A 26764-nucleotide genomic window follows, 5' to 3' on the forward strand; every position below is an offset into this window, starting at 1 on the left:
TTTTCATCAATTAAAATTAATCTTGATACATTAATTCGATTTCGTTTCGATAGCGTTCAGAAATAATTTTACGGCGAAGTTTCAATGTTGGTGTTAACTCACCAGATTCCATTGAAAAGCCTTCAGCAAGAAGAGTAAAGCGCTTAACTTGATGAAAACCTGCAAAGTTTTTTTGCATTTCACGTAAACGCTCATCAAATAGCTCTTTAATTTTGGTATGGCGTAATAATTCCATACGATCTTGATATTTTAAATTTAATACACGCGCATGTTCTTCTAATGCATCAAAACAAGGCACGATAAGTGCAGAAACAAATTTACGCGTATCAGCAATCACCGCAATATGCTCGATAAAACGGTCTTGCCCTAATGTTCCTTCGATCATTTGTGGTGCAATATATTTACCATTTGACGTTTTCATTAAATCCTTCAAACGTTCCGTGATAAATAACATGCCATCACTATCAAGTGCGCCTGCGTCTCCAGTACGTAACCAACCATCTTCTGTAAAGGCAGCCGCCGTATCTTCAGGTTTATTGAAATACCCTTTCATGACAATGCTGCCACGTACTTGGATTTCATTTTCCGCACCAATACGCACTTCAACGCCCGGCAATGGTGTACCAATAGAGCCTAACTTATATTTATTCTCTTCCCAGCATGAAACTGTGGCACAGGTTTCTGTCATACCATAGCCGTATTTAATATTAATACCGGTAGCCAAGAAGAAACGTATCACTGCATCATCTAAACGAGCCCCTGCCGCTGGTAAAAAGCGAACACGCCCACCTAGGATTTGACGCAATGGATTTAATACTTTTTTATCTGCAAAGCGATAACATAAGCGGGAAATAAACCCTTGCTGACGCTGATTCAGTTGTGCTTCACGCTGTTTTTCGCCCTGCTTTATCGCCCATTTAAAGATAAATTGACGAAACACAGAAGCTTGAGACACTTTCTCTTGAATAGCGCTATACACTTTTTCATAAAAGCGAGGAACAGCACACATCACTGTTGGTTTAACCGCACTCATAGCCTCTTTCACAGCATGAGTATCTGTTAAATACACGTTAACCGCACCGGTGTGCATCACATAGAAGCTCCACGCGCGTTCAAAAACGTGAGAAAGAGGTAAAAAACAGAGCGAAACATCTTTATCAGATAATGATAGACGCTCATCATGAAGATAAAGCTGTGATGCCAAACTCGTATAATCAAGCATAACGCCTTTAGGTTCACCTGTTGTTCCTGATGTATAAATCAAAGTAAACAGGTCATCTAAACTGCATTCATTAATACGTTGTTTTAACACTTCGTCATACTGAAATTGTGTCTGGTTAATTAAATCTTCCAGATAGCATGAAGGTGTATTTTCGTTTAACACAACATCGGAGTTAAACACAATAATATGTTCAAGCTGAGGGCATAACGCTAATAATTCAGAAACAATATCGTATTGCTTTTGGTCGCCAACAAAAAGAATACGAATATTCGCATCATTTAAAATATAAGCGGCTTGTTCAACACTACTTGTTGCATAAAGAGGAACGGTTACTGCACGTAGTTGTAAAGAAGCAATATCAGCCAAAGACCAATCAATGGTATTTTGAGAAAAGATCCCAATGTTTTCTTGGACATTTACACCCATTTCTAACAATGCATTTGAGAGCGCATGTGTTTTCTTTTCAACCAACTCCCATGACATTTCGATATTGCGCTTAGCATCCCACTGACGATAAGCAATTTTATTCCCGCTGTGCAAAAACTGCATCTGCAATCTTCTAATTATATGATAATCATGAAGATTATTATTAGTTATCATAATTTTCCTGCTATTTATGGAAAAGCGACCGTGTTATGAAACTGAAATGGAGAAAATCTCTCTCTTACAATTTCAGCTTACACTTGTTCGCTGAGTCGGATAAAAGTCTAAGTGATCCGCCAAAATAAAGGAATTCAATTTTACATAAATTTGTAAAATTGTGAGTTATGAAAAGTTTTGTCAGTAAAGCCTATCTCATCACCGTGAGGTAATTAAATTTTATGATCTTATTTTTTATGAAAAGCTAAAAAGAAAAGCTGATAAATAACAATGGGTAATGGTCATAACTTAATCAATGACAATAGAATGAGAGGGATATTATTGTAAAAAATAGGTTTAACATAGTAATAATACAAATAAGAGTCATTATTACAAAGAAAGGGCAAAAATAGTGACAGCAATCTAATTTAGTTTATCTAACTGCATAAACGCCATTTTGGTCATTAGCTGAGTAACTAACGTTATCTGCCACTATTTCTGCATAATTAGTAATAAATACTAATTATGAGCGAAAACACTCTAGTTTTGACAAACTTCACTTAATAAATTCTTCATCCATAAGTGGCCTTTATCACGCGCTGTTGACTCATGCCAAATCAAGTAACATGGACGCTCTGTTTTTTCCCAAGGTAATGACACGGCTTTAATATCTAATTGTTCAGAATAACTCTCAACTAACCATTTTGGTGCAATGGCAACCAAATAAGTTCTAGAAACAATATTTAATACACTATTTAAATCGGTTCCTTGATAAGTGATTAAATCTTCCAATTGAGTATTTTTATAATAAGATGTACTAAATGAACCAATATCATCTAAAGAAACAATGGAATGTTGCTCATTTAATAACATCTCTTGGGTTACACTCTCTTTAATACGAGGATGTTTATTAGAAACGACCAAAACAACTTCATCATTAAATAGTGGTTGTGAATGAAATTCAGACTTTTCAAATTCCTTATAGCTAATAAAAAATTCAACTTCTTGATATTTTAATTGGTGTTCTATATTGCTATTTAAATAAGATTTAATATTAACGTTAATATTAGGTGTTTCATTTTTAATTTGTTCAACTATTTTTGGTGCTAATTTTATATCGAGAGGGCTACAAATAGATAAATTAAATATACGCTCACTTTGTTCTGGTTCAAATCCTGCTCCTGGAAGCTCGTTATGAACCAATTGTAAGGCTTGTCTCACTGGACCAAAAAGTTGTTTAGCTCTTAACGTAGGCTGAATCCCTCGTCCATAACGAACAAATAATTCGTCATTAAACATAATTTTAAGGCGAGATACTGCATTACTTACTGCAGGTTGTGACATGCCCAAAACTTGCGCTGCACGGGTGACATTTTGCATTTGCATAACAGCATCAAATACCGTTAATAAATTAAGATCAACATTACGTAAATGCATATCTGTTGATTCTCTGCTGGTAACTGTTGCTGATGTGTAATCCGTCATTTCTTACTCCACTATGTTATCATAATAGCAAAATAAATATTATTAACCGAGATATTATTAATAATAGATAGGCTTCAACTATTACTTAAACTATTTATTAAAATTTATTATTAATCATCCATGAATATAACTAAACACATAAGTTTCATATCAATAAAAAAACGTATTTCATATAAGTGATGAAATTTGACATTAAAATTACATGTATAGAAAATGATTATATCAATATATATTACAACCTGTTTTACCTTCTGCCTTGCAAATAATAAAACAAAGTATGATAAAAATCATAATAAAATAATGTACTTTCATTCCTAAAATAGGTATCTGATAGCCATCATCATTAATAATACAATGATTTTTATTCTTACATTCAAAACGTTGCTCACATTCCTCAATCATCCCTTCTCTAACTGGCTCTTTTCTCTCTCTCAACTAGCTGGTTAAAAAAAAAGCAAACAATCGTTTAATTTTTCATTTCACTCTTTTTCAAACAACGTATGGAACATTAACCCAATCAATGAATACTTAATAGTTATAATCATTAGTAAAAATTTAGATATTAGTCAGAATCACTATATAAATTTTATAAATAACACTGATAAATAAATTAATAAATTCCAACGCTTGACATCTTTATTGGTATTAGGTATCAATAAATACAGATTATTGAGAACTTATCTAAGGATGTTTCATGTTAAACGCAATTTTACTATCAAGCCTACTACTACTCGCAACTTTTATGCGCGGTCGGCTTATGGGTAAAAAGTGAAACACACCTGCCCTTAGAGAGAAAACCCGCGCTAGTCGCGGGTTTTTTTATACCTGGGAGAGCGCAAACAGCAAATAAAAAGAGAAAGGAACAGATTATGAGCAACGACGTGATTATTTTTGATACCACATTGAGAGATGGCGAACAAGCATTGCAGGCGAGCTTAAGCGTAAAAGAGAAGCTACAAATTGCTTACGCTTTAGAGCGTTTAGGTGTGGATATCATTGAAGCGGGCTTTCCTGTTTCTTCTCCTGGCGATTTTGAATCCGTACAAACCATTGCACGCGAAATCAAAAATAGCCGTATTTGTGGATTAGCACGCTGTGTTGATAACGATATTGATGTTGCAGCAGAGTCTTTAAAAGTCGCTGAAGCTTTTCGTATCCACGTATTCTTGGCAACCTCGGCATTGCATGCGAAACACAAATTAAAAAAATCATTCGAAGATATTATTGAGATGGGCGTGAATTCGATAAAGCGCGCACGTCGCTACACCGATGACGTGGAATTCTCTTGCGAAGATGCAGGTCGTACTCATATCGATAATTTATGTCGAATTGTTGAAAGCGCAATTAATGCTGGCGCAACCACTATTAATATTCCAGATACCGTAGGTTATACAACACCTTATCAATTTGGTGGCATTATCACCAACTTGTTTGAGCGTGTTCCCAATATTGATAAAGCCATTATTTCTGTTCACTGTCATGACGATTTGGGTATGGCAGTTGCTAACTCAATTACCGCAGTACAAGCAGGTGCAAGACAAGTAGAAGGGACAATTAATGGCTTAGGCGAGCGCGCAGGCAACTGTGCATTAGAAGAAGTCATTATGGCGATAAAAGTCCGTGAACAAATGATGAATGTTCAAACACGAATTAATCACAAAGAAATTTATCGTACCAGTCAATTAGTCAGCCAATTATGTAATACGCCAATTCATGCTAATAAATCTGTTGTTGGCTCAAATGCATTCGCGCATTCATCAGGTATTCACCAAGATGGCGTTTTGAAAAATCGTGAAACCTACGAAATCATGACACCGGAATCTATCGGATTAAAAGAAGTGCAATTGAATTTAACTTCTCGCTCAGGCCGTGCTGCAGTTAAACACCGAATGGAAGAGATGGGTTATCGCGAAACAGATTATAACTTGGATACTTTATATTCGGCCTTCTTACGTTTAGCCGATAAAAAAGGTCAAGTCTTTGATTACGATTTGGAAGCTTTAGCATTTATGGGACAACAGCAACAAGAGCCTGATGAGTTTGTAATGAACTATTTTAATACTCAATCTGGTTCATCAACCGTTGCTACCGCAAGTGTCAGTATTACTCATGGTAATAAAGAAATTACTGAAGCAGCAACCGGTAATGGTCCCGTTGATGCAGTTTATCAAGCCATCTCCCGTGCAACAGGTTATCCATTAAAATTAGTCACTTACCAATTAACCGCTAAAGGTGAAGGTAGAGACGCTTTAGGACAAGTTGACATCGTTGTTGAATATCAAGGCCGTAAATTTCATGGAATGGGTTTAGAAACTGACATCGTAGGTTCATCCGCGAATGCCATGATCCACGTTATCAATAGCATTTGGCGCTCAGAGCAAGTCGAAATAGAAAAACGCAAACAACATACAACACAAGAAGCGGTTTAATTATGTCAAAAAATTATCATATTGCAGTATTACCCGGAGATGGTATTGGCCCTGAAGTCATGGCTCAAGCACAAAAAGTGATGAAGGCGATCAGTGAGCGTTTCTCACTTAATATCACAACAAAAGAATACGATATCGGTGGCATTGCCATTGATAATCATGGCACACCGTTGCCAGTAGATACCTTAGCAGGTTGTGAACAAGCTGATGCGATTTTATTTGGTTCTGTCGGTGGCCCTAAATGGGAACATTTACCTGCAAATGAACAGCCAGAACGCGGTGCTTTATTGCCATTACGCAAGCATTTTAAATTGTTCTGTAATTTACGCCCTGCACGCTTATATGAAGGCTTAGAAGCCTACTGCCCATTACGTGCTGATATCGCCCAGCGTGGTTTTGATATTTTATGTGTACGTGAATTAACAGGCGGTATCTACTTCGGTCAGCCTAAAGGTCGTGAAGGTGAAGGTGCACAAGAGCGTGCTTTTGATACTGAAGTTTATCATCGTTATGAGATTGAACGTATTGCACGCTTTGCGTTTGAGTCGGCACGTAAACGCCGTCATAAAGTAACCTCTATTGATAAAGCTAACGTATTACAAAGCTCTATTTTATGGCGTGAAGTTGTCACTGGGATAGCAAAAGAATATCCCGATGTTGAAATTCAACATATGTATATCGATAACGCGACAATGCAGTTAATTAAAGATCCATCTCAGTTTGATGTATTGCTGTGCTCTAATATTTTTGGCGATATTTTATCTGATGAATGCGCAATGATCACAGGCTCAATGGGAATGTTGCCATCTGCCAGTGTTAACGAAGAGCACTTTGGTTTATATGAACCCGCAGGAGGCTCTGCGCCTGATATAGCAGGTAAAAACATTGCTAATCCTATTGCACAAATTCTGTCTGCTGCACTGTTATTACGCTATAGCTTTAATGAAGATAATGCAGCTCAAGCCATTGAAGATGCTATCACACAAGTATTAGCAAAAGGCTATCGCACTGCAGATTTAGCGGGTGATGGCAACGCAATCACAACTGCCGAAATGGGTGATCGTATCGCTCAGTATATTCGTGAAGGGGCATAACATGGGTAAAACATTATATCAAAAAATTTATGATGCACATGTTGTCAGAGAAGTGAGTGATGAAACACCCATTTTGTATATCGATAGACATTTAGTGCATGAAGTGACATCACCTCAAGCCTTTGATGGATTAAGAACAAAAGGTCGCCCTGTTCGTCAACCGAATAAAACCTTTGCAACAATGGATCACAACGTATCAACACAAACTAAAGATATTAATGCTTGCGGTGATATGGCGAGAATTCAAATGCAAGAGTTGATGAAAAATTGCCAAGAATTTGGCGTGACGCTGTATGACTTAAATCATCCTTATCAAGGGATTGTTCACGTAATGGGGCCAGAGCAAGGCTTAACCTTACCGGGAATGACCATTGTTTGTGGTGACTCACATACTGCAACTCATGGTGCCTTTGGTTCATTAGCTTTTGGGATCGGAACTTCAGAAGTCGAACATGTTTTAGCAACTCAGACCTTAAAACAGTCTCGCGCTAAAACATTAAAAATTGAAGTTCAGGGTAAAACCGCTATTGGGATCACTGCGAAAGATATCGTATTAGCCATTATCGGCAAATTAGGTAGTGCAGGTGGTACGGGCTATATCGTTGAATTTGCGGGTGAAGCCATTGAAGCATTAAGCATGGAAGGTCGAATGACTTTATGCAATATGGCGATTGAAATGGGGGCTAAAGCAGGCTTAGTCGCACCTGATGACACCACTTTTGACTACTTAAAAGGGCGTCAATTTGCACCTAAAGATCAATCTTGGGATGAAGCTGTCGCTTATTGGAGAACCTTAAAGTCTGACGATGATGCAACTTTTGATGCCACAGTCACTATTAATGCTGCTGATATTGCGCCACAAGTCACATGGGGTACCAATCCTGGGCAAGTTATTGCTATTGACCAAATAGTCCCGTTATTAAATAGCTTTAACGATCCTGTAGAACGCGCTTCTGCTGAAAAAGCCTTGGCTTATATGGGATTAAATGAAGGTGTCAACTTAACAGATGTTGCTATCGATAAAGTCTTTATTGGCTCTTGTACAAACTCACGTATTGAAGATTTACGAGCGGCCGCTGAAATCGCAAAAGGCCATAAAGTTGCCTCTCATGTTCAGGCGATTGTAGTTCCGGGTTCAGGCCCTGTTAAAGCACAAGCTGAAGCAGAAGGCTTAGATAAAATCTTTATTGAAGCAGGTTTTGAATGGCGTTTACCGGGCTGTTCAATGTGTTTAGCGATGAATAACGACCGATTAAATCCGGGCGAACGTTGCGCATCCACCAGCAATCGTAACTTTGAAGGCCGCCAAGGTCGTGGAGGTCGAACACACTTAGTTAGTCCTGCAATGGCGGCAGCAGCAGCGATTAATGGTCATTTTGCAGATATTCGTACATTTGCAGTGGCATCTTAAAGGAGAACATGATGAATAAATTTACTCAACACACGGGTATTGCGGTTCCTTTAGATGCAGCAAATGTGGATACCGACGCCATTATTCCTAAGCAATTTTTACAGAAAGTAACGCGTACTGGCTTTGGTAAGCATCTATTTCATGATTGGCGTTTTTTGGATGATGAAGGTACTCAGCCTAATCCTGCGTTTATTTTGAATCAGCCAATTTACCAAGGTGCTTCTATTTTATTGGCACGAGAAAACTTTGGTTGTGGCTCATCTCGTGAACACGCACCTTGGGCATTAACTGATTATGGTTTTCACGCTGTTATCGCACCCAGTTTTGCTGATATTTTTTACGGGAATTCATTTAACAATCAATTATTACCAATCAAATTAAGTGATGATGAAGTCTCACAATTATTTGATTGGGTAAAAGAACATGCAGGCACCCCCATTACCGTAGATTTAGTGGCACAAGAGGTCAGAGCGGGTGAATTACATTTCTCTTTTGAAATCGACTCATTTCGCCGTCACTGTATGATTGAAGGATTAGACAGCATTGGATTAACACTGCAACACCAAGATGATATTAGTGCTTACGAGGCAAAACAACCTGCCTTTATGCGCTAATTAGAACAATTTTCACCTTCTTCTACTTTCTGTGATGTTTACTTTGTCATTCTTGCCGTAAATTCGTTTACGGCTTTTTTTGTCCCAACAAAACCCTTCTTATAAATAACCAATAAAAAAAGCCAGTGATCAATCATCACTGGCCGGTAATCACCGAATGCTCAAATGGGGGAGTCTGTCAGTATTCGTAATTTGTGATAACTAACATGAGAGCTAACTTTAAACGCAATCATTATGGGTCTAATATAAGGAAATTAAAATTGATCACTTTATCAAGGGATTTCCTCTTTTATGACCTCACCCCGCTTAGAATTACAATTTATTCGCTTATGGCAAGCCTTTCAGGGAAAAGCAACCGAAACAACATTACAAGAATTAGCACAAACCCTGCATTGCACTCGTCGTCATGTCCGCTCTTTATTAAATAAGATGCAAGAAATAGGTTGGATAAATTGGCAAGCAGAAGTTGGTCGAGGTAAAAAATCCACGCTTATTTTTCACTCTAATGCACTTGAGATCCAACAAAATCGCGCTGAAAGACTGATAGCAGAGAATGATATTGAAAAGCTTGTCGCGTTAATGGGTGATAAAGATTCAGTGCGCCAAATGGTGCTTTCACAGATTGAAAAAAGCTTTCATCCTGGTCAACAATTACTGCGCATTATTTACTATCGTCCTTTTAGAAATTTATTACCGGGAACACCATTAAGACGTTCTGAATTGCATTTAATGAGCCAGATATTTAACTCATTAGTGCATCTAAAAGAGGAAAATGGGGAAGTCGAAGCCGAGTTAGCTCATCATTGGCAAATGATCACAGAGCAACATTGGCGATTTTATTTACGTCCTTCTATCTATTTCCATCATGGTCGTGAACTCACTCTTGAAGATATCAGCACTTCTTTAATGAGAATGAAACACTGCAATCCTCTTTATGCACATATAGAACAAATTTCCTCGCCTCAGCCTTATGTGCTGGATATTTTCTTAAGCGAAGCAGATAAGCAATTTGCAACGTTATTAGGGAGTCCACAAGCCGTTATTTTACCGCAAGAGTGGGCATCACTCCCTTCTTTTGCACAACGCCCTATTGGTACGGGTGCTTATCAGGTTATCGCTAATGATAAACATAAACTGCAAATCAAAGCTTTTAATCGCTATTTTGGCTTACGGGCATTATTAGATGAAATTGATATTTGGGTAGTTCCAGAACTGAATAACAAAATGGTCTGTTCAACTATTCATTTAACAGATGATGATACCAATAAAGATTCGCTAGAAAGCCGTAAAGAGGAAGGGTGTTATTTTCTGCTCTATGATAGTCGCTCAAAGCAGTGTCAACAGACTGAAATAAGGGAATGGTTAAGCAGTGTGTTAACCCCTGTTAATATGCTGACGCATTGTGATCCTTTCTATCAACGCCATTGGTCTCCTGCTTATGGGTTATTACTTCATTGGCATCACAGTAAATTAATCCGCCAACATCCCAAACCGGCTTCATTAACAAAACTGACAGTCACTCTTTATAAAGAGCATCATGAATACAGCACTATTGCAGATTTAATAAAAAGTATTTTATCTCAGTATGAGATCGAACTTACCATTCAAGTGCTTGACTATGAACAATGGTATTACGGTCAAGCTGACAGTGATATTTGGTTAGCGACAGTGAATTTTTATAAACCTTTAGAGTTCTCAATTTTTGCCGCACTTTATGAATTACCCCTCTTTCACCAATGTCTGGGAGCATCGTTTTCACAAGAGCTCACACTATGGCACCAAAAATCCTTGCCACTGGAAGAGTGGTGTCGCCAATTAACACAAGATATTTGGCTGTATCCTCTATTTCATCATTTATTAGAGCTACAAGGGCAGAGAACTATACGAGGTGTCAAAATGAATACCTTTGGCTGGTTTGATTTTAAATCAGCATGGTTTACGCCTGATATCGATACACCAAAGCTAAAATAGGTTATCGTCTCTTTTCAGTGTTCAAATTAACCATTATTTATGTTAATTCACAGAAACCTTGAAAGTTATAAACACCCACATAAACACTTAGGGGATTTATTCACTTTTTCTGTGGATATCTATGTGAAAAAGAGTGAGATAATCAGGGTATAGTTTTTGTATTGTTAGAAAGGCTGTTGATACAATTTTTAAAATATCACTTATAATTCAAATTAGTAGCCAAATTTTAATGCCTATTTCAGCGATTGGATAAAACAATTAAAAGACCCTCTCGCTTAAATCGTACAAAAAATAACCATAGGGTGTTTTATCCACAGGTTATGCCGATTAGTTAGACAAAATAGGATAATTTTGGCAAATATCTGTAAAAGTCAAGGCTGTAAATCAGAACAGTGATCTCACTTTCTATGAGTTATCCCATAAAGCTGTGGATAACCTAGTGTAAAAGCCTGTTTATGATTTCAGGATAACCGTGCACAACTTGGAATTATAAATTTCAATTAGCGAATTAACTCAAAAAAATGATGATATATCATGCTATTATGATTTAAATAAAATAAAGCTAAATACGTTATCAACAACCCGTTTTTTCTGTCTATTATTTATACAAGAAGATAATAACTATGTTTAAGCCACCAGTCGCCCCCGAAAATGAGCAGGTTTTATTCGAACGAGCTAAAGCGCTTGCGGGTTATACTTTTGGTGAACTTGCCACTTTTGCACAACTCCCTATCCCAATCGATCTTAAAAGAGATAAAGGTTGGGTAGGTATGTTGTTGGAATATTATTTAGGCGCAAGTGCGGGTAGCAAACCTGAACAAGATTTCAGTGAATTGGGCATTGAACTAAAAACAATTCCAATTGATAGATTGGGTATGCCTTTAGAAACCACTTTTGTCTGTGTCGCAGCATTGACTGGAAACAGCGGTATTACATGGGAAAATAGCCATGTAAAACGTAAGCTCTCAAAAGTGTTATGGGTGCCTGTTGAAGGAGAAAGGAAAATACCATTAGCACAACGTCGCGTCGCCTCTCCGTTACTTTGGAGCCCTAATAGTACTGAAGAAGAACTATTACGTCATGATTGGGAAGAGCTAATGGATATGATTGTGTTAGGTAAAGTAGAAAGCATTACCGCACGTCACGGGCAAGTCTTACAAATCCGTCCCAAAGCCGCAAACAGCAAAGCATTAACAGAAGCTATTGGTGAAGATGGGCAACGTATTATGACCTTACCCAGAGGCTTCTATTTAAAAAAGAATTTTACCGCCCCTCTGCTTGCTCGTTATTTTCAGCTTTAATTTCGTTATAAATCGCCCGCAATAAATAACCCTGTGTCATTATTTTAAATCACACAGGGTATTGATAAATAACTTTTTATTTTATTGATTAACGATAAACAATACCGCCATCAGTTAAAATTGCTTGGCCTGTAATATAGTCAGAATCATCACTTGATAAGAAAGCAACGAGGGCAGCAACATCATCAGGGGTTTGAGCACGACCCAATGCAATACCTTCAACATATTTCTTATAGGTTTCGCCTTTTGGTGCTCCAGTTATCTCAGCAAATCGCTCATCAATTTCAACCCACATATCTGTGCCTACAATACCAGGGCAGTATGCATTCACAGTAATACCAGCACTAGCATACTCTTTTGCTGCGGCTTGTGTCAGCGCACGTACAGCAAACTTAGTTGCAGAATAAACGCCTAACATTGCAAAGCCATCGTGTCCTGCAATAGAAGAAGCATTAATAATTTTACCTTTATGACCTAATGCTTTAAATTTCTCTGATGCTGCTTGGATCCCCCACATGGTGCCATTTACGTTAATTTTGAAGATCCTATCCATATCTTCAGGTGTTACGTCAGCCAGAGGCTTAACTTGGGCAATACCTGCGTTATTGATCATCACATCAAAGCCACCTAATGCCTTTTCAGCATGTTCAACAGCAGCAAAAACTTCATCACGATGACTAATATCAGCAGCAAAAATTGTTGTTTTACGTCCGAGAGCTTCAATTTCTTTTGCAACATCCGCTAACTTATCTGCTTTCAAGTCAACCAGAGCAATATCAGCACCTTCTTTTGCTAAACGCAATGCAATGCCACGGCCAATTCCCTGAGCAGCGCCCGTAACTAAAATTACTTTACCATTCAAAGCCATTGTCTTTCTCCTGAATATTTACAGATGAAAAAATTCTTCTAAAAAAGAATTTTGTTAATAGATTAACAGTAACAATTAAACAGGCGGGTGACAAAATAACGATCATTCGCTAGTAAACTCAATAATAGCGATTAAACACTCTATAAATAATTATCATTTAGAATAAGTACTCTATAAATGATAAAATAAGCACTAAAAAGAGCAGAAAAGACATTTGAGAAGTAAGTTTATTTATTAGCAAAAAATGCTTAACTTATTCATAGATAGAAGGAAAATAAAAAAGCGATACCTAACAGATATCGCTTTGTCTTTATTTTCTGAAATTAACAGAAATTATTTTTTTGCGGCTTGCAGATATAACATATCAAGAGCAATGGTTGCACCTGCAAGTGCTGTAATATCCGATTGATCGTAAGCTGGAGAAACTTCAACTAAATCCATGCCGACAATATTTAATGGTTGTAATGCACGTAGGATCTTCAGTGCTTTATCTGTTGTTAAACCGCCTACAACCGGTGTTCCTGTTCCTGGTGCAAACGCAGGATCAAGACAGTCAATATCAAAAGTCAGATAAACAGGGAGATCACCAACAATACCTTTGATCTGATCAACAAGATCAGTTACACCACGATCGTTAACTTGTGCAGCATCTAATACAGTGAAACCATTATCACTGTCATGATCAGTACGAATACCAATTTGAACAGAGTGGTTAGGATCGATTAATCCTTCATTTGGTGCATGGAAGAACATTGTACCGTGGTCAAATTTACTCCCATTACCATAAGTATCAGTATGCGCATCAAAATGAACTAATGCCATCTTACCGAAGTGTTTTGCATGGGCACGTAATAAAGGCAATGTGACAAAATGGTCACCACCAAACGTTAAGCACTTTTTACCTGCGGCTAATAACTTCTCTGTATGAGCTTGTAATTTATCGCTCATATCTTGCGCATCACCGAAGTTAAACACTAAGTCACCACAATCGACAACGCTTAAACGTTCACGCATATCGAAATCCCACGGCCAGCGATTACCTTCCCACGCTAAATTCGTTGAAATTTGACGAATAGCGCCAGGTCCATGACGAGTTCCTGCACGACCTGATGTTGCCATATCAAAAGGCACACCCGTAATAACCCAATCTGCATCACTGCTATAAGGCTGAAAATTCAGTGGAAAACGTAAAAAACCAAATGCATTAGAGATCAATGAATTATCAGTCTCATTACCTAACGTACTATTTTTCATGCTATTACCTCTGTTACTTATTTAAAATAAGCAACATACAAATCAATATGATAGATAAAGAGTGATGTTTAATAACATCACTCTTGCATTGGAAAGTGAAGAATTACTCTTCTTCTTCCAGATACGTATAACCGTATAAACCACTTTCAAATTCAGTTAGGAATTGCTCTTGTAACGCTTCATCTAACTGTGCATTTTTTACTTGGGTGCGGAAACGTTCTAACAGCACGGTAGGATTTAACTTAACGTACTGAAGCATATCAGCAACTGTGTCGCCCTCTTCACTTTGCACGTAAGTTAGATTGCCTTTCTCATCAAGGTAAACGTCAACAGCTGCCGTATCACCAAATAAGTTATGCATATTGCCTAAAATTTCCTGATAAGCTCCTACCATAAAGAAGCCGATCATTGGTGGATATTCAGGATCATAAGCTGGCATTGGCATTGTTGTTTCAACACCATCACCATCAACATAATGGTCAATAATACCATCTGAGTCACAAGTGATATCGAGTAAAACTGCCCGACGATCAAGTGGTTTATCTAACCCTTCAATAGGTAATACAGGGAATAACTGGTCAATACCCCATGCATCAGGTAAAGATTGGAACAATGAGAAGTTAACATAGAACTTATCTGACATACGTTCTTGTAACTCATCAATAATAGGACGATGGGCGCGATTGCTTGGATCTAAATCGTACTGAATACGACGACAGATATTCAAATACAGCTCTTCTGCCCATGCACGCTCTGTCAGGCTTAACATACCGTGAACATATTGAGTATGCACATCATGTAAGTCTAATTGGCTATCGTGTAACCATTCACGTAATGAACGGCTATGCCCCTTTGTTTGCATCTCTTCCCATGTTTCCCAAAGGCTTGCAATCGGTCTTGCAGCATCATCTTCAGGTGGTGTAATTGCCGTAAATTCATTACGTTCAACACCGATCACATTAGAAATTAATACAGTATGGTGTGCTGTTAATGCACGACCTGACTCAGTAATAACGGTTGGATGTGGTAAATCATTTTCATCACATGCGTCACCTATCGCCCAAATAACGTTATTCGCATATTCATTAAGGCCATAGTTAACAGAGCAATCAGATTGTGATCGTGTACCTTCATAGTCCACACCTAAACCGCCACCCACATCGAAATACTGAATATTCACGCCCAGTTTATGCAGTTCAACATAGAAGCGTGCAGATTCACGAACACCGGTTGCGATATCACGGATATTCGCCATTTGTGATCCCAAATGGAAATGCAGTAATTGCAGGCTATCTAAGCGGTCAGCTTGGCGTAACATATCAATTAATTGCAGAACTTGTGTCGCGGCTAAACCAAATTTTGATTTTTCACCGCCACTAGCCTGCCATTTTCCTGATCCTTGCGAAGCAAGACGAGCGCGAACACCTAAACGTGGAATAACTTCTAAACGTTCAGCTTCTTCAAGAACCATTTTAATCTCAGACATTTTCTCAATAACTAAGAAAACTTTATGCCCAAGTTTTTCGCCAGTGAGTGCTAGACGAATATACTCACGGTCTTTATAACCATTACAAACAATCACAGAACTTGTCATATTGGCATGAGCAAGTACTGCCATTAATTCTGCTTTAGAGCCAGCCTCTAAACCTAAAGGCTCTCCTGCATTTACTAATGACTCAATAACACGACGTTGTTGGTTAACTTTAATTGGATAAACTAAAAAATAGTCACCTTTATAACCATAGGATTCACGCGCACGATGAAACGCGGCATTAATCGAACGTAAACGATGTTGTAGTATTTGAGGGAAGCAAAAAAGCGCTGGTAAACGCAGGTTCGATTGCTCTTCTTGAACTCGTTTAACCAATTCGGTTAAATCAAAAGTTGCATCAGGAACATCAGGATTAGGACAAACGCTAATATTTCCCCGATTATTCGCTAAATAGTAACCGCCCCCCCAATATGCAATGTTATAGGTCTGCTGCATCTTACGAGCGATGTTATCATTCATGACATTCTCCTTAGGGAGTATGAGTTTATACCTTGCCTGTCATCATAGTAGTCAATTATCCGACAAAAATCTGAAACGACTGATAAATAACAGTTGGAAGTAATGACTCACTATATATTTTTTATATGATTATCCAGCTATACGCAGGACATAATAGTAGAAAGTTCTCGAGTTAACCTATAACGAGTTAACACAATCACCTATTGGCAAGTAACAGACAACTTCGCTCTAAAGAGAAGGAGCTCAAAGAGGAAATCACTCTAGATATACTACGTGTATAGTATTGACGAGTACTGTTTTGGTTTTTGAAAAGACTAACCTGTAGACAATGGATCATTACCCATTCACTCCACACATGGCTTAAACCTATAAGCCATTTCCCTAACAGAGAAACAGGATCAGAAATCCTGCGGTTTACACTGTGTTCAGATTTCACAGTAACCGCGAGGTTATACCTTTAGTTAGTTAAAAATGCAAAGCAAAAAGTACAAAAAACTTTTTTTTCTCTCCCCCTATTTTCTTGATACAAAAATAGTGAGCAATAAAAAATAAGATTAACTGTTTGATTCTGCTTTATCCCTATATTTGATTAAAAAAAACTGGAATTAAAGAGAGAAGAGTCATAAAATAGACGTCTAGATGTTAAAACATCCATCCTTAAACCGTTTGTATTAAGGTAACGAGATATAATGACTACACACCTTTTTACTTCTGAATCAGTCTCAGAAGGTCATCCAGATAAAATTGCAGATCAGATTTCTGATGCTGTTCTGGATGCAATTTTAGAACAAGATCCAAAAGCACGTGTTGCCTGCGAAACTTACGTTAAGACAGGCATGGTTATGGTAGGCGGAGAAATTACCACCAAAGCTTGGGTCGATATAGAAGAAATTACACGTAACACTGTTCGTGAAATCGGCTATACCAGTTCCGACATGGGCTTTGATGCTAATTCCTGCGCAGTTATCAGTGCGATTGGTAAACAATCACCTGATATTAATCAAGGCGTTGACCGTGCAAATCCATTAGAACAAGGCGCTGGCGACCAAGGTTTAATGTTTGGTTATGCAACCAACGAAACTGACGTATTAATGCCTGCACCAATTACTTATGCTCATCGTTTAGTTCAACGCCAAGCACAAGTGCGTAAAAGCGGCACTTTACCTTGGTTACGTCCTGATGCGAAGAGCCAAATTACCTTCCAATACGACAACAATAAAGTTGTTGGTATTGATGCTGTTGTATTATCAACTCAGCATTCTGAAGAGATATCACAAAAAGATCTGCATGAAGCTGTGATGGAAGAGATCATTAAACCTATTCTGCCAGCAGAATGGTTAAATGAACAAACTAAGTATTTCATCAACCCAACAGGCCGTTTTGTTATCGGTGGACCAATGGGTGACTGTGGTTTAACCGGTCGTAAAATCATTGTTGATACTTACGGCGGTATGGCTCGTCACGGTGGCGGTGCTTTCTCTGGTAAAGATCCATCGAAAGTTGACCGTTCAGCAGCTTATGCAGCTCGTTACGTTGCTAAAAATATCGTGGCAGCAGGTTTAGCAGATCGTTGTGAAATTCAAGTTTCTTACGCAATCGGTGTGGCAGAGCCAACATCAATTATGGTAGAAACATTTGGTACTGAAAAAGTTCCAACAGCACAACTGATTCTGTTAGTGCGTGAATTCTTTGACTTACGTCCTTACGGATTAATTCAAATGTTAGATTTACTGCACCCAATCTACCAAAAAACGGCTGCTTACGGTCACTTTGGTCGCCCTGAATTCCCTTGGGAAGCAACAGACAAAGCTGAAATCTTACGTGAAGCAGCAGGCTTAAAATAAATCTTTTGCCAATAACATCACGTTATTGATAAGACCACATCTTTATAGATGTGGTCTTTTTATTGGCTTCTATTTATCAAACTCATAAAAAAAAACCCGCAATCATACGGGGATCTCAATAAGAGAAAACGAGAACATAGATTTATGATGAAACTGTTTCCTATAAAAAGTTAGTTAGGGTAGTTAATCCACTCACCTCCATTTAACTTGATATAAGACTGTCCTTGATAATCAACCACAACCGTAGCTTGGTTTTCCGCAACATTGGCAGTTTTAGGAAGCTCACTGGCTAAGGCGTTCCAATCAATAACAGATTGGTTAAAAACATCACCATTCACATTACGAGAAATAAGTTCAGAGATAGCCAAATAGCTGCTAGGTTCATCGACAATCACAGGAGGATAAAATTGTGCTCTATCCTTTATTCCTGTGAAACGAATACCAACAGGAACGGTAGTAATACTTTGGCTTGGAATATCTCTTAAACCTGACATTTGTGTCTTATCGCCTTGTAACGCGGCACCATGTTCAGGCACAATCACCACCATCACTTTTCTTCCTTTCTTATCTAGCTCATTCATAAAGCCATCTAAGTCATCAAGTAATGTAGAAGCGCGTTTGCCATAATCAGCGGTGTTATTTTCGCCTACATAACGGTTACCATCATGTAATGATACCAAGTTCACAAAGGTCACAGAGCGACTCTCATTAGACTCTTCACGCGCTTTCAACCAACGTTGTAATGTTTCCTTATCGTTGTAAATTTTGGTGCCATCAAATGCGGTAATTTGATGAGAAAGATTTTCTTGATCTTGTAAGGCGATATTAAGATCACCGAGTTGCTGAATTTCTTTGAGGTAATTACCAAACTTCCCGTTATGATCAAGAACCAATTTCTTGGCAAATCCCAACGAAGCCAGATTATTCATCAGTAAACATTGTGCATCTGCGGGATCGTATAAATCAGAGTGGTAAGTCTGACCACAACTCGCGCGTAATAATCTTAATGATGCGGGACCGCTATAAGAAGATACGGTATTAAAGTGACTAAATAACACATCAAAGTTACCCCAAATAGGGTGTTCTTGTAGTCCAACAGCTGCCGCATCTGCAGTAGAAAGTGAACAAATATTAATAATTAAGATATCAAAAGGCTGAGCATTGGCTGCTAATTGCGCAGGAAATGGTGTTATACGTTTTTTCTCATAACCATAAAACTGAGTTAACCAATCATCCAATACCTTATTAGTGGCCTTCAGTTTTTGTGGTGGATAAACGGTATTAATAGACACAGTCTCTACTTCTTTAGTTGGTACAACTTCGGAGGAAACTTGCGGTTCAACTGATGCTGGTAATACTTCAGTATCTTTAGCTACTACCGTGTTTTTTTCTGTACTAATGTTACTTTCTTGCGTAAAAGAATTAGCGGAAACAGCAGGCACCACACCTTGAGAAAAATGAGTAAACCCACCAAGATTTAACCACAACACCCCCGCAATAATAAAAACGGATACCCTTACCCACTGTTCAATAAAAAGGTAGCCCACTAACAAAATAAAGGCGACACCTATCATTTTGATATTAATAAAGTTAACAGTTAACTCAACAAGATAATCAAAGGAAAACTGTTTAAGCTGTCCACCTTGTGCAAGAACCGTTGAAAAACTGGGTAACCAAGTATCGTGGTAAAATAATATTATCCCTATTGGGATAGCGACCCAATTACGCATTTTATGCCAAATATTTTTTGGTAATGGGAACAATAAAAAGGCTAGAAAAAGTAAATTGCTAAAAGCATCAAAATTTAAATAACCATACCAAAGTAAAACAAACTTTAATAAAAAATAGAAATTCCATGCTCCCAACCCATGCCAGTAATGTAAAAAATCGAACTGGGTTGTATTAGATTTGTTCATTTTGATTTCCTACTCTTTAGTATAAATGAATCCAATTCGACAGTTATATGATTACTCACATCTGTCTTTTTATTACTTCTGATATTTAATTAACTACTAAATAAACATATAAGAGAATATTTATTTAAAACCAAGTAAAAACCCTTAAATAAAAAACAACAAAAAAGAAAATCTCGCCAGGAAATACTGACCTCTTATATAAAAGAAAGACAATTGCGATAGCCAACTTATTTAAGCTGGATTTAAAAACAAAACACTCAACGTTCTATTTATATAATAGCGTCTATTTTTAAAAGTGATGAATTATTTACATTAAATAATGAAACACAGAGTTATCTTATTTTTATATTTCGAAACAAACACAAAACAAAGTACACATTAATAACAACACATAACAACCAACAAACATAAATATCAACAAGTAAACAAAAACCCAAATATAAGAACATAAACAATCACTAAAAGACTAAAAATAATGATTATTATATTAAAAATGATATAGATCAATACATAATAACGATTATCGGATTTGAATAATTTAATATATTGTTATAAACAGCTAATTTACATTTCTTTTTTATTGCTTTATTTTGCAGCTAAACTCTTTCAGTTATTATTTAGTGAGCGTAATTAAAAAAAACCAATAAAATATAAAAAATAAAACCAATAGTCATCATTTATGAAAATAAGACAATAAATATCTATTTTATGTGTTTTTACGTAATTGAAATAATGTATTTTAAAGCATACTCTAAAATAGAAAGCTTAAATAAATATAACACACCATTAATTAATCACTATTTTATCGAGATTTTAATTTTGATAGAAATTTATTTTTCTTTTATCCAGAGGTTATTAAAATGAAAAATGAAAGTTTTATTAACTCAAATATGAAAATAGAAAAAAATAATCTAAATAAGGACATTGATAAACTAAAAAAATTATTTTCATTAAATAATTATCACTATCAGGATATCAATAAAGAAGAACAAAATAGTGTGCTTATTTATCGATGGCCATTACTTAATGCATTTCATTACATGACTAAATGAGGCTAACTATGCCACTTATTGTATTAAAAGGACTCAGAGGTGGAGTGGGTACAACGTCCACAGCAATTGCCCTTGCTCGACAATTTAACCAACAAAATAAAGAAGTGCTTATTATTGATAATTGTACCGAGAATATTTTATCTTTTTATTTTCCTGTACAGCAAAAAAATACCACATTAAGTCAGGCATTATTAGCAGAAACACCAATAGAGGAGAGTATTTTTTACTATCGACCACACTACCAAGTGTTACCTTTTGGTTTGGTTAATATGAAGGATAATTTGCTCTTACAATTGTCATTTTCAGCAAAACAACAGCTTACCCATTTTTTAACGACATTTATTCAGTTACACCCTGATGCCATTATTTTAATGGATTTACAGCATGTAGAAGACACTCTTTTCACACCTTGGATAGAAAAAGCGGATATTTTTTTCACTGTAGCAATGGCAGAAAGCAACTGCCATATTCGCCTTCACCAGCACGAATTTATTGAAACTGAATACGTACTGATTAACCAATTTCGTGCCACCAGCCAAATTCACCAAGATTTTTATCAATTTTGGCAAACAACACCATTTCCATTATGCCCTGTCGTTCTTCATCGAGATGAAGCCTCGCTAGAAACCTGTGCCTCACGTTTACCTTTATATGATTATCGAGCTAATTGCATGTTAGTAGAAGAAATATCGCAACTCGCTCAATGGTGTTTTTCGTTATTTGAGAGGAAAGAAGGACAGCCATAATGCCATCATCTTACGATGCCACGAAAAAAGTCGAAAAGAATATGACACAACATATTCTTATTCGTTACTACAAGTTTTATCGCCATAACGGTGCATCTCGTAGCGCGGCTATTATTAGCGAGCTATTTATGGGCATTATGTGGTTTTTTTTACGGATGGAATCTCCTTTTTGGCGGAGAATTGCCAGAAAACAACGAGAGTTATATCCTCATATTGATCCTCGTTGCCCCAAAGTTTTTGATCCTCTACGCTATTTGTTGCAAAGCATTTGGCTAGCTTGTCATTATGTCGCGCATTTGCTGATTAAAAAACCCACACAACTGATTTCCTATATTCGAAAGACATACAAAAAACTCTTTATTCATATCACTCCTATCGCAATTGACATCATTGACTATAAGAAAAAAGCCACACCATTTTGGCAGTATGCTCTCTATTTCGTCATCGCTATTTCTGCCATTTTCTTTATTTTGCTCAGTATCACTCAGCCGTTTGATCTTACGTTCCAGTTTGTTTTTGTGATTGTCCTTTGGCTAGTTGCCTTAGCTATCCGTGATATTCCAGGACGTTTCTCTTCAATCGCAATGGTTATGTTGGCACTAACAATTGCATGTCGATATATTTGGTGGCGTTATCAATCAACCCTTTATTGGATTGATAATTTTAGCTTATTTTGCGGTTTACTGCTTTTATTGGCTGAAACTTATGCCTGGTGTGTGTTATTCCTCAGTTTTATGCAATGTATTTGGCCACTGCATCGAAAACCCGTTTCTATGCCTGAAGACATTACACAATGGCAAAGCGTTGATATTTTCATTCCTACCTATAACGAAGATTTACAAGTTGTTAAACCTACAATCTATGCCAGCTTAAATTTAGATTGGCCTAAAGATAAGCTCACTATTTATCTGCTTGATGATGGTGATCGTCCTGAATTTAAAGCATTTGCTCAAGAATTGGGTATTCGTTATATCGCACGAGAAAAACACGATTTTGCTAAGGCAGGTAATATCAATCATGCCTTAACACTCGCTTCTGGCGAATTTGTCGCTATCTTTGACTGCGACCATATTCCAACACGTTCATTTCTACAATTTACGATGGGATGGTTTTTAAAAGATGAAAAAATGGCTTTAGTACAAACACCTCACCATTTTTTCTCACCCGATCCTTTTGAACGTAATTTAGGTAATTTCCGTGAAACACCGAATGAAGGCACTCTCTTTTACGGATTAGTTCAAGATGGTAATGACACTTGGAATGCAACGTTTTTCTGTGGCTCATGTGCCGTTTTACGTCGTAGTGCATTGGATGAAATTGGTGGTATTGCTGTTGAAACAGTTACAGAAGATGCACATACCTCATTACGTTTACACCGTCATGGCTGGAGATCAGCTTATATTCGTATTCCACAAGCCGCTGGTTTAGCGACAGAATCATTATCCGCTCATATAGGTCAACGCATTCGTTGGGCGAGAGGAATGGTGCAAATATTCCGACTTGATAATCCACTCTTTGGTAAAGGCTTGAGCCTGCCACAACGTCTTTGTTACTTAAATGCCATGTTGCACTTTTTCTCTGGCATTCCACGGATGGTTTTCTTACTTGCACCGCTGACGTTTCTTTTTTTCCATGCCTATATCATTTATGCGCCTGCAGTTGCCATCGCCCTCTATGTTGTGCCGTATTTGATCCATATTTCACTCGCGAGTGCGAAGTTACAAGGTACTTATCGCCACTCATTTTGGGGTGAAGTTTATGAAACGATTTTGGCGTGGTACACCACCCGCCCAGTGTTGAGTACTCTTTTCTCTCCTCATAAAGGAACTTTCAACGTTACTGGCAAGGGTGGCGTGATGGAAAAAGGCTTTGTCGATTGGCGAATTAACCGCCCTTATTTACTCTTTCTCAACCTAAATTTACTGGGTATTTTGTTTGCCTTTTGGCGTATTGCAACAGGCGATCCTGATGAAGTTTGGGCTGTTGTGATGTGTTTATTGTGGGTTTGCTATAACCTTATCTTACTCGGTGTTGCAATTGCAGTTTCTGTCGAAACAAAGCAACAACGCCGTTTCCCTCGCGTTCGCGTTAAAGTTCCTGCTATGTTGCTGTTAAATAATGGCTCTCTCTATCGCTGTTATCTCTATGATTTTTCTGATAATAGCTGTGCCATTCTATTGCCTGATAATGTCACTCTTTCACTCTCTACAAATGAAAACATCACTCTATTACTCAGTGAAAATCAGCGCGAACATGCCTTTAATGCCAATATTTCACGTATTGATGGGCAAATTATTGGATTACAACTTCTTGAAATGACAACACAAAAAGCTATCCAATTTACCGCTTGTACTTTTGAGCGAGCCGATACATGGGCTGATTGGCAAAACGAACTCCCAGCCGACAGGCCTTTAAACAGTCTCAAGAACATTATTTTTATCAGCATGCAAGGTTATAACACCTTGTTAAAGCGTGCACCTTACTTTATTTACGCCACATTTCGCTTACTCGGTTTGTTTTTGCTGTGGCTTTCATCGTTACTCCCTCAACGCGTTAATGTTTCACAAATATTTCATCAGTCTTGAAGGAAAAACTCAGTTTTCTGGGAATTTATTCATAAACAATAAGATCATGGGTAACAATAATGAAAAAACGTTTTCTCATATTTGCCTTATTTATGCTCACTTCTTCGGTTCATGGAAATGAAACGCAAGAGGCGCAAACTAATATTTCAGCCCCCCCCGTTACACTAACTGAAGCATCTCCTGAAGTTATTTCTCAAGTAGGTATTGGAAATACACAACTGCCTTCTGCTGATGTCATACCTTCTACTCGTCAGAAGATATTAAAATTTGCAGAGACAGCACCTAGTTATGGCGCTCTTCATTTAACAGGCGTTAGCCCTGACGGCTATTTAGAATTTGGTGTACGTAGTGATGAATATGTTTCAAAAGCGACTCTCGATTTAGAATTTACACCATCTCCGTCACTCCTTCCTGTGGAATCTCATCTTAATGTCTATTTGAATGATGAATTGATGGGAGTTATTACCTTAAAACAGGAAGATTTAGGTAAGAAAAACCAAATTACGATCCCAATTGATCCTTTATTTATTCAAGATTTTAATCATATAAAACTCTCTTTTATTGGCCATTATCGTGAAATTTGTGAAAACCAAGCAAATACGACACTCTGGCTTGATGTGAGTAAAAGTAGTCAATTAAATTTGACCTTTCATTCACTCCGTTTAGGTAATGAATTAGCGTACTTCCCAGAGCCATTTTTTGACAGCCGTGATTTTGGTGAATTAACACTGCCGATGGTATTCAATCAATCACCTAATTTAGTTCAACAAAAGGCGGCTGCTATACTCTCTTCTTGGTTTGGTACTCAAGTTGATTGGCGTAAGCAAAATTACCCTGTTTATTATGATGCTTTACCAAATCAACACAGTATTGTTTTTGCAACTAATAAACAAAAACCAGTATTTTTAAAACAGCATCCCGATGTTAAAGCGCCAACTATCGAAATACTGACACACCCAACCAATCCTTATATTAAATTACTTCTTATTATGGGACGGGATGATAATGATTTGATCACTGCCGTAAACGGAATAGCCCGTGGACAAGTTATTTTCAGAGGAAATATCGTTACAATTAATGAAGTAGAAAAATTGATCCCTCGTGAGCCTTATGATGCGCCCAAATGGGTACAGTTGAATAAACCTATCTATTTTAATACATTGCAAGACTACGAAGGCCAGTTGCAATCTCGCGGATTAAAACCGAATCCTATTACGTTGAATATGACGTTACCGCCTGATCTCTTTATGTTTAATAATACGGGATTACAAATGCAATTGCGTTATCGTTATACCGCACCTGCGTTTCAAGATGCCTCTCGTATGTCTATCTCAGTAAACGACCATTTCATTAAAGCTTATCCTCTTGAGAAAGATAAAAAAGATAATCTTGTTATCGCTTATTTACCGCTTATTCAGGGCTGGATTGAGCATAAGAATTTATTGAATATTCCTGCTGTAAAACTAGGTGAACGTAACCAAATTACATTTGCCTTTGATTATACCAATCCAATTCCGGGGGGATCAGTAGATCAATGTATTACTTATCAACCTGTTCCAAATGCAGTGGCAATTGATGATTTATCTAGTTTTAACTTCACCGGTGATTATCGACACTATATTGCATTGCCTGACTTGCGGGTTTACAGCCACGCAGGCTTCCCATTTAGCCGTTATGCAGATCTGTCCGAAACTCTGATTTTTGTTAATCAGCAACCATCTCCAACTCAGTTGTCTACTCTATTAATTTCAACCGGGAATATCGGTGCTCAAACAGGTTATCCTGCACTGAATGTTTCATTAACCGATTCATTAGAGGATGTGCAAAAAAGGGATGTAGATTTGCTACTTATCGGCACAATTCCACCTGCATTAAATAATGATAAACAGATGAATGTACTGATTGATAAAGCACGTAGTGAAATTACTCTGCCTTCTCGTGAGATCAGTATCTTTAGCCACACAAGTTATCAACCCACTGATAAACGTCCTGATAGCCGTATCTCCCTGACGTCTAAAGGCTCAATGGGTGCAATTATTGGTTTCCAATCCCCATTCTTTTCACAACGTAGCGTTGTCGCTCTATTAGCTGATAGTACACAAGGTTACAAACTGTTAAATGAGGCAATTAGTGATAGCGGTAAGCGCGATGCAATGCATGGTTCAGTGGTATTAGTCAGAGAGTCTGGTGTAAATAGCTTACGTGTGGGTGACACTTATTTCGTCGGTTATTTACCTTGGTGGGAAGAAGTTTGGTATGTGTTTGCATCTCACCCTATATGGCTTGGTTTAGCGGCAATTATCGGCATTATTCTTGTCTCTCTTCTTATTTGGCGAGCAATGAAAATAAGAAGCCAACGTCGTTTAGCGGCTAAGGATTAAG

Annotated in this window: 17 protein-coding genes; 11 read left to right on the top strand and 6 right to left on the bottom strand. The window is 37.5% G+C overall.

Annotated features, from left to right (window positions below):
- Positions 1 to 16 precede the first annotated feature (16 nt).
- On the bottom strand, positions 17 to 1822 hold the full coding sequence (locus GWJ01_RS08175) for an AMP-dependent synthetase/ligase (protein WP_109401534.1): 1806 nt from the start codon (positions 1820 to 1822) through the stop codon (positions 17 to 19).
- A 519-nt stretch (positions 1823 to 2341) separates the two neighbouring features.
- Positions 2342 to 3286, bottom strand: a complete 945-nt coding sequence (leuO, locus tag GWJ01_RS08180; RefSeq protein ID WP_109392856.1) for a transcriptional regulator LeuO — start codon at positions 3284 to 3286, stop codon at positions 2342 to 2344.
- 869 nt (positions 3287 to 4155) lie between these two features.
- Here leuO and leuA point away from each other — a divergent pair.
- The 6 genes from leuA (at position 4156) to mutH (ending at position 12106) form a co-directional block, all read left to right on the top strand.
- Positions 4156 to 5715: a 2-isopropylmalate synthase gene (gene leuA, locus GWJ01_RS08185; RefSeq protein WP_161710951.1), complete on the top strand. Its 1560-nt coding sequence runs from the start codon at positions 4156 to 4158 to the stop codon at positions 5713 to 5715.
- Positions 5716 to 5717: 2 nt separating this feature from the next.
- Positions 5718 to 6809, top strand: coding sequence for a 3-isopropylmalate dehydrogenase (leuB, locus tag GWJ01_RS08190; RefSeq protein ID WP_109401533.1), 1092 nt, complete (start codon positions 5718 to 5720; stop codon positions 6807 to 6809).
- Position 6810: 1 nt separating this feature from the next.
- Positions 6811 to 8220, top strand: coding sequence for a 3-isopropylmalate dehydratase large subunit (gene leuC, locus GWJ01_RS08195; protein ID WP_109401532.1), 1410 nt, complete (start codon positions 6811 to 6813; stop codon positions 8218 to 8220).
- 8 nt (positions 8221 to 8228) lie between these two features.
- Entirely contained in the window at positions 8229 to 8834 is a 606-nt protein-coding gene (gene leuD, locus GWJ01_RS08200) for a 3-isopropylmalate dehydratase small subunit (protein ID WP_088494910.1), read from the top strand.
- A 291-nt stretch (positions 8835 to 9125) separates the two neighbouring features.
- Positions 9126 to 10805 carry an HTH-type transcriptional regulator SgrR gene (gene sgrR / locus GWJ01_RS08205; RefSeq protein WP_161710952.1) on the top strand — a complete coding sequence of 560 codons (1680 nt, stop codon included), beginning with the start codon at positions 9126 to 9128 and terminating at the stop codon, positions 10803 to 10805.
- Between the two features lie 623 nt (positions 10806 to 11428).
- Positions 11429 to 12106 carry a DNA mismatch repair endonuclease MutH gene (gene mutH / locus GWJ01_RS08210; RefSeq protein WP_161710953.1) on the top strand — a complete coding sequence of 226 codons (678 nt, stop codon included), beginning with the start codon at positions 11429 to 11431 and terminating at the stop codon, positions 12104 to 12106.
- Between the two features lie 88 nt (positions 12107 to 12194).
- Here mutH and GWJ01_RS08215 read toward each other — a convergent pair whose 3' ends face one another.
- The 3 genes from GWJ01_RS08215 to speA all read right to left on the bottom strand — a co-directional run bounded on the left by GWJ01_RS08215 (position 12195) and on the right by speA (position 16239).
- Positions 12195 to 12974, bottom strand: a complete 780-nt coding sequence (locus tag GWJ01_RS08215) for an acetoin reductase (RefSeq protein WP_109401529.1) — start codon at positions 12972 to 12974, stop codon at positions 12195 to 12197.
- A 333-nt stretch (positions 12975 to 13307) separates the two neighbouring features.
- Positions 13308 to 14228, bottom strand: a complete 921-nt coding sequence (gene speB, locus GWJ01_RS08220; protein WP_036912424.1) for an agmatinase — start codon at positions 14226 to 14228, stop codon at positions 13308 to 13310.
- Between the two features lie 103 nt (positions 14229 to 14331).
- Entirely contained in the window at positions 14332 to 16239 is a 1908-nt protein-coding gene (speA, locus tag GWJ01_RS08225) for a biosynthetic arginine decarboxylase (protein ID WP_109392850.1), read from the bottom strand.
- Positions 16240 to 16928: 689 nt separating this feature from the next.
- On the opposite strand from speA, the gene metK reads away from it, so the two are divergent.
- Positions 16929 to 18083, top strand: coding sequence for a methionine adenosyltransferase (metK, locus tag GWJ01_RS08230; protein ID WP_075670747.1), 1155 nt, complete (start codon positions 16929 to 16931; stop codon positions 18081 to 18083).
- A gap of 170 nt (positions 18084 to 18253) precedes the next feature.
- Here the strand turns inward: metK and bcsG are convergent, their stop codons facing one another.
- Positions 18254 to 19999, bottom strand: coding sequence for a cellulose biosynthesis protein BcsG (gene bcsG, locus GWJ01_RS08235; protein WP_161710954.1), 1746 nt, complete (start codon positions 19997 to 19999; stop codon positions 18254 to 18256).
- Between the two features lie 890 nt (positions 20000 to 20889).
- Between bcsG and bcsR the strand changes: the two genes are divergently transcribed.
- The 4 genes from bcsR to bcsB are packed head-to-tail and all read left to right on the top strand — an operon-like array spanning position 20890 to position 26763.
- Positions 20890 to 21051 (top strand): cellulose biosynthesis protein BcsR, encoded by a 162-nt coding sequence (gene bcsR / locus GWJ01_RS08240; RefSeq protein WP_227003111.1) that lies wholly within the window; start codon positions 20890 to 20892, stop codon positions 21049 to 21051.
- Between the two features lie 8 nt (positions 21052 to 21059).
- Positions 21060 to 21797: a cellulose synthase operon protein YhjQ/BcsQ gene (locus GWJ01_RS08245; protein WP_109392847.1), complete on the top strand. Its 738-nt coding sequence runs from the start codon at positions 21060 to 21062 to the stop codon at positions 21795 to 21797.
- Positions 21797 to 24382, top strand: a complete 2586-nt coding sequence (gene bcsA, locus GWJ01_RS08250; RefSeq protein WP_109401527.1) for a UDP-forming cellulose synthase catalytic subunit — start codon at positions 21797 to 21799, stop codon at positions 24380 to 24382. The genes GWJ01_RS08245 and bcsA overlap by 1 nt, the downstream gene beginning before the upstream one ends.
- A gap of 59 nt (positions 24383 to 24441) precedes the next feature.
- Positions 24442 to 26763 carry a cellulose biosynthesis cyclic di-GMP-binding regulatory protein BcsB gene (bcsB, locus tag GWJ01_RS08255; protein ID WP_161710955.1) on the top strand — a complete coding sequence of 774 codons (2322 nt, stop codon included), beginning with the start codon at positions 24442 to 24444 and terminating at the stop codon, positions 26761 to 26763.
- Position 26764 lies beyond the last annotated feature (1 nt).

The sequence above is a fragment of the Proteus sp. G2618 genome, assembly GCF_009915995.1.
Lineage (GTDB): Bacteria > Pseudomonadota > Gammaproteobacteria > Enterobacterales > Enterobacteriaceae > Proteus > Proteus terrae.

What these genes read in the sequence shown, in the direction of transcription:
- GWJ01_RS08175 (WP_109401534.1), bottom strand. Translation starts at nt 1,822, where the DNA reads ATGATAACTAATAATAATCTTCATGATTATCATATAATTAGAAGATTG.
- leuO (WP_109392856.1), bottom strand. Translation starts at nt 3,286, where the DNA reads ATGACGGATTACACATCAGCAACAGTTACCAGCAGAGAATCAACAGAT.
- leuA (WP_161710951.1), top strand. Translation starts at nt 4,156, where the DNA reads ATGAGCAACGACGTGATTATTTTTGATACCACATTGAGAGATGGCGAA.
- leuB (WP_109401533.1), top strand. Translation starts at nt 5,718, where the DNA reads ATGTCAAAAAATTATCATATTGCAGTATTACCCGGAGATGGTATTGGC.
- leuC (WP_109401532.1), top strand. Translation starts at nt 6,811, where the DNA reads ATGGGTAAAACATTATATCAAAAAATTTATGATGCACATGTTGTCAGA.
- leuD (WP_088494910.1), top strand. Translation starts at nt 8,229, where the DNA reads ATGATGAATAAATTTACTCAACACACGGGTATTGCGGTTCCTTTAGAT.
- sgrR (WP_161710952.1), top strand. Translation starts at nt 9,126, where the DNA reads ATGACCTCACCCCGCTTAGAATTACAATTTATTCGCTTATGGCAAGCC.
- mutH (WP_161710953.1), top strand. Translation starts at nt 11,429, where the DNA reads ATGTTTAAGCCACCAGTCGCCCCCGAAAATGAGCAGGTTTTATTCGAA.
- GWJ01_RS08215 (WP_109401529.1), bottom strand. Translation starts at nt 12,974, where the DNA reads ATGGCTTTGAATGGTAAAGTAATTTTAGTTACGGGCGCTGCTCAGGGA.
- speB (WP_036912424.1), bottom strand. Translation starts at nt 14,228, where the DNA reads ATGAAAAATAGTACGTTAGGTAATGAGACTGATAATTCATTGATCTCT.
- speA (WP_109392850.1), bottom strand. Translation starts at nt 16,239, where the DNA reads ATGAATGATAACATCGCTCGTAAGATGCAGCAGACCTATAACATTGCA.
- metK (WP_075670747.1), top strand. Translation starts at nt 16,929, where the DNA reads ATGACTACACACCTTTTTACTTCTGAATCAGTCTCAGAAGGTCATCCA.
- bcsG (WP_161710954.1), bottom strand. Translation starts at nt 19,999, where the DNA reads ATGAACAAATCTAATACAACCCAGTTCGATTTTTTACATTACTGGCAT.
- bcsR (WP_227003111.1), top strand. Translation starts at nt 20,890, where the DNA reads ATGAAAATAGAAAAAAATAATCTAAATAAGGACATTGATAAACTAAAA.
- GWJ01_RS08245 (WP_109392847.1), top strand. Translation starts at nt 21,060, where the DNA reads ATGCCACTTATTGTATTAAAAGGACTCAGAGGTGGAGTGGGTACAACG.
- bcsA (WP_109401527.1), top strand. Translation starts at nt 21,797, where the DNA reads ATGCCATCATCTTACGATGCCACGAAAAAAGTCGAAAAGAATATGACA.
- bcsB (WP_161710955.1), top strand. Translation starts at nt 24,442, where the DNA reads ATGAAAAAACGTTTTCTCATATTTGCCTTATTTATGCTCACTTCTTCG.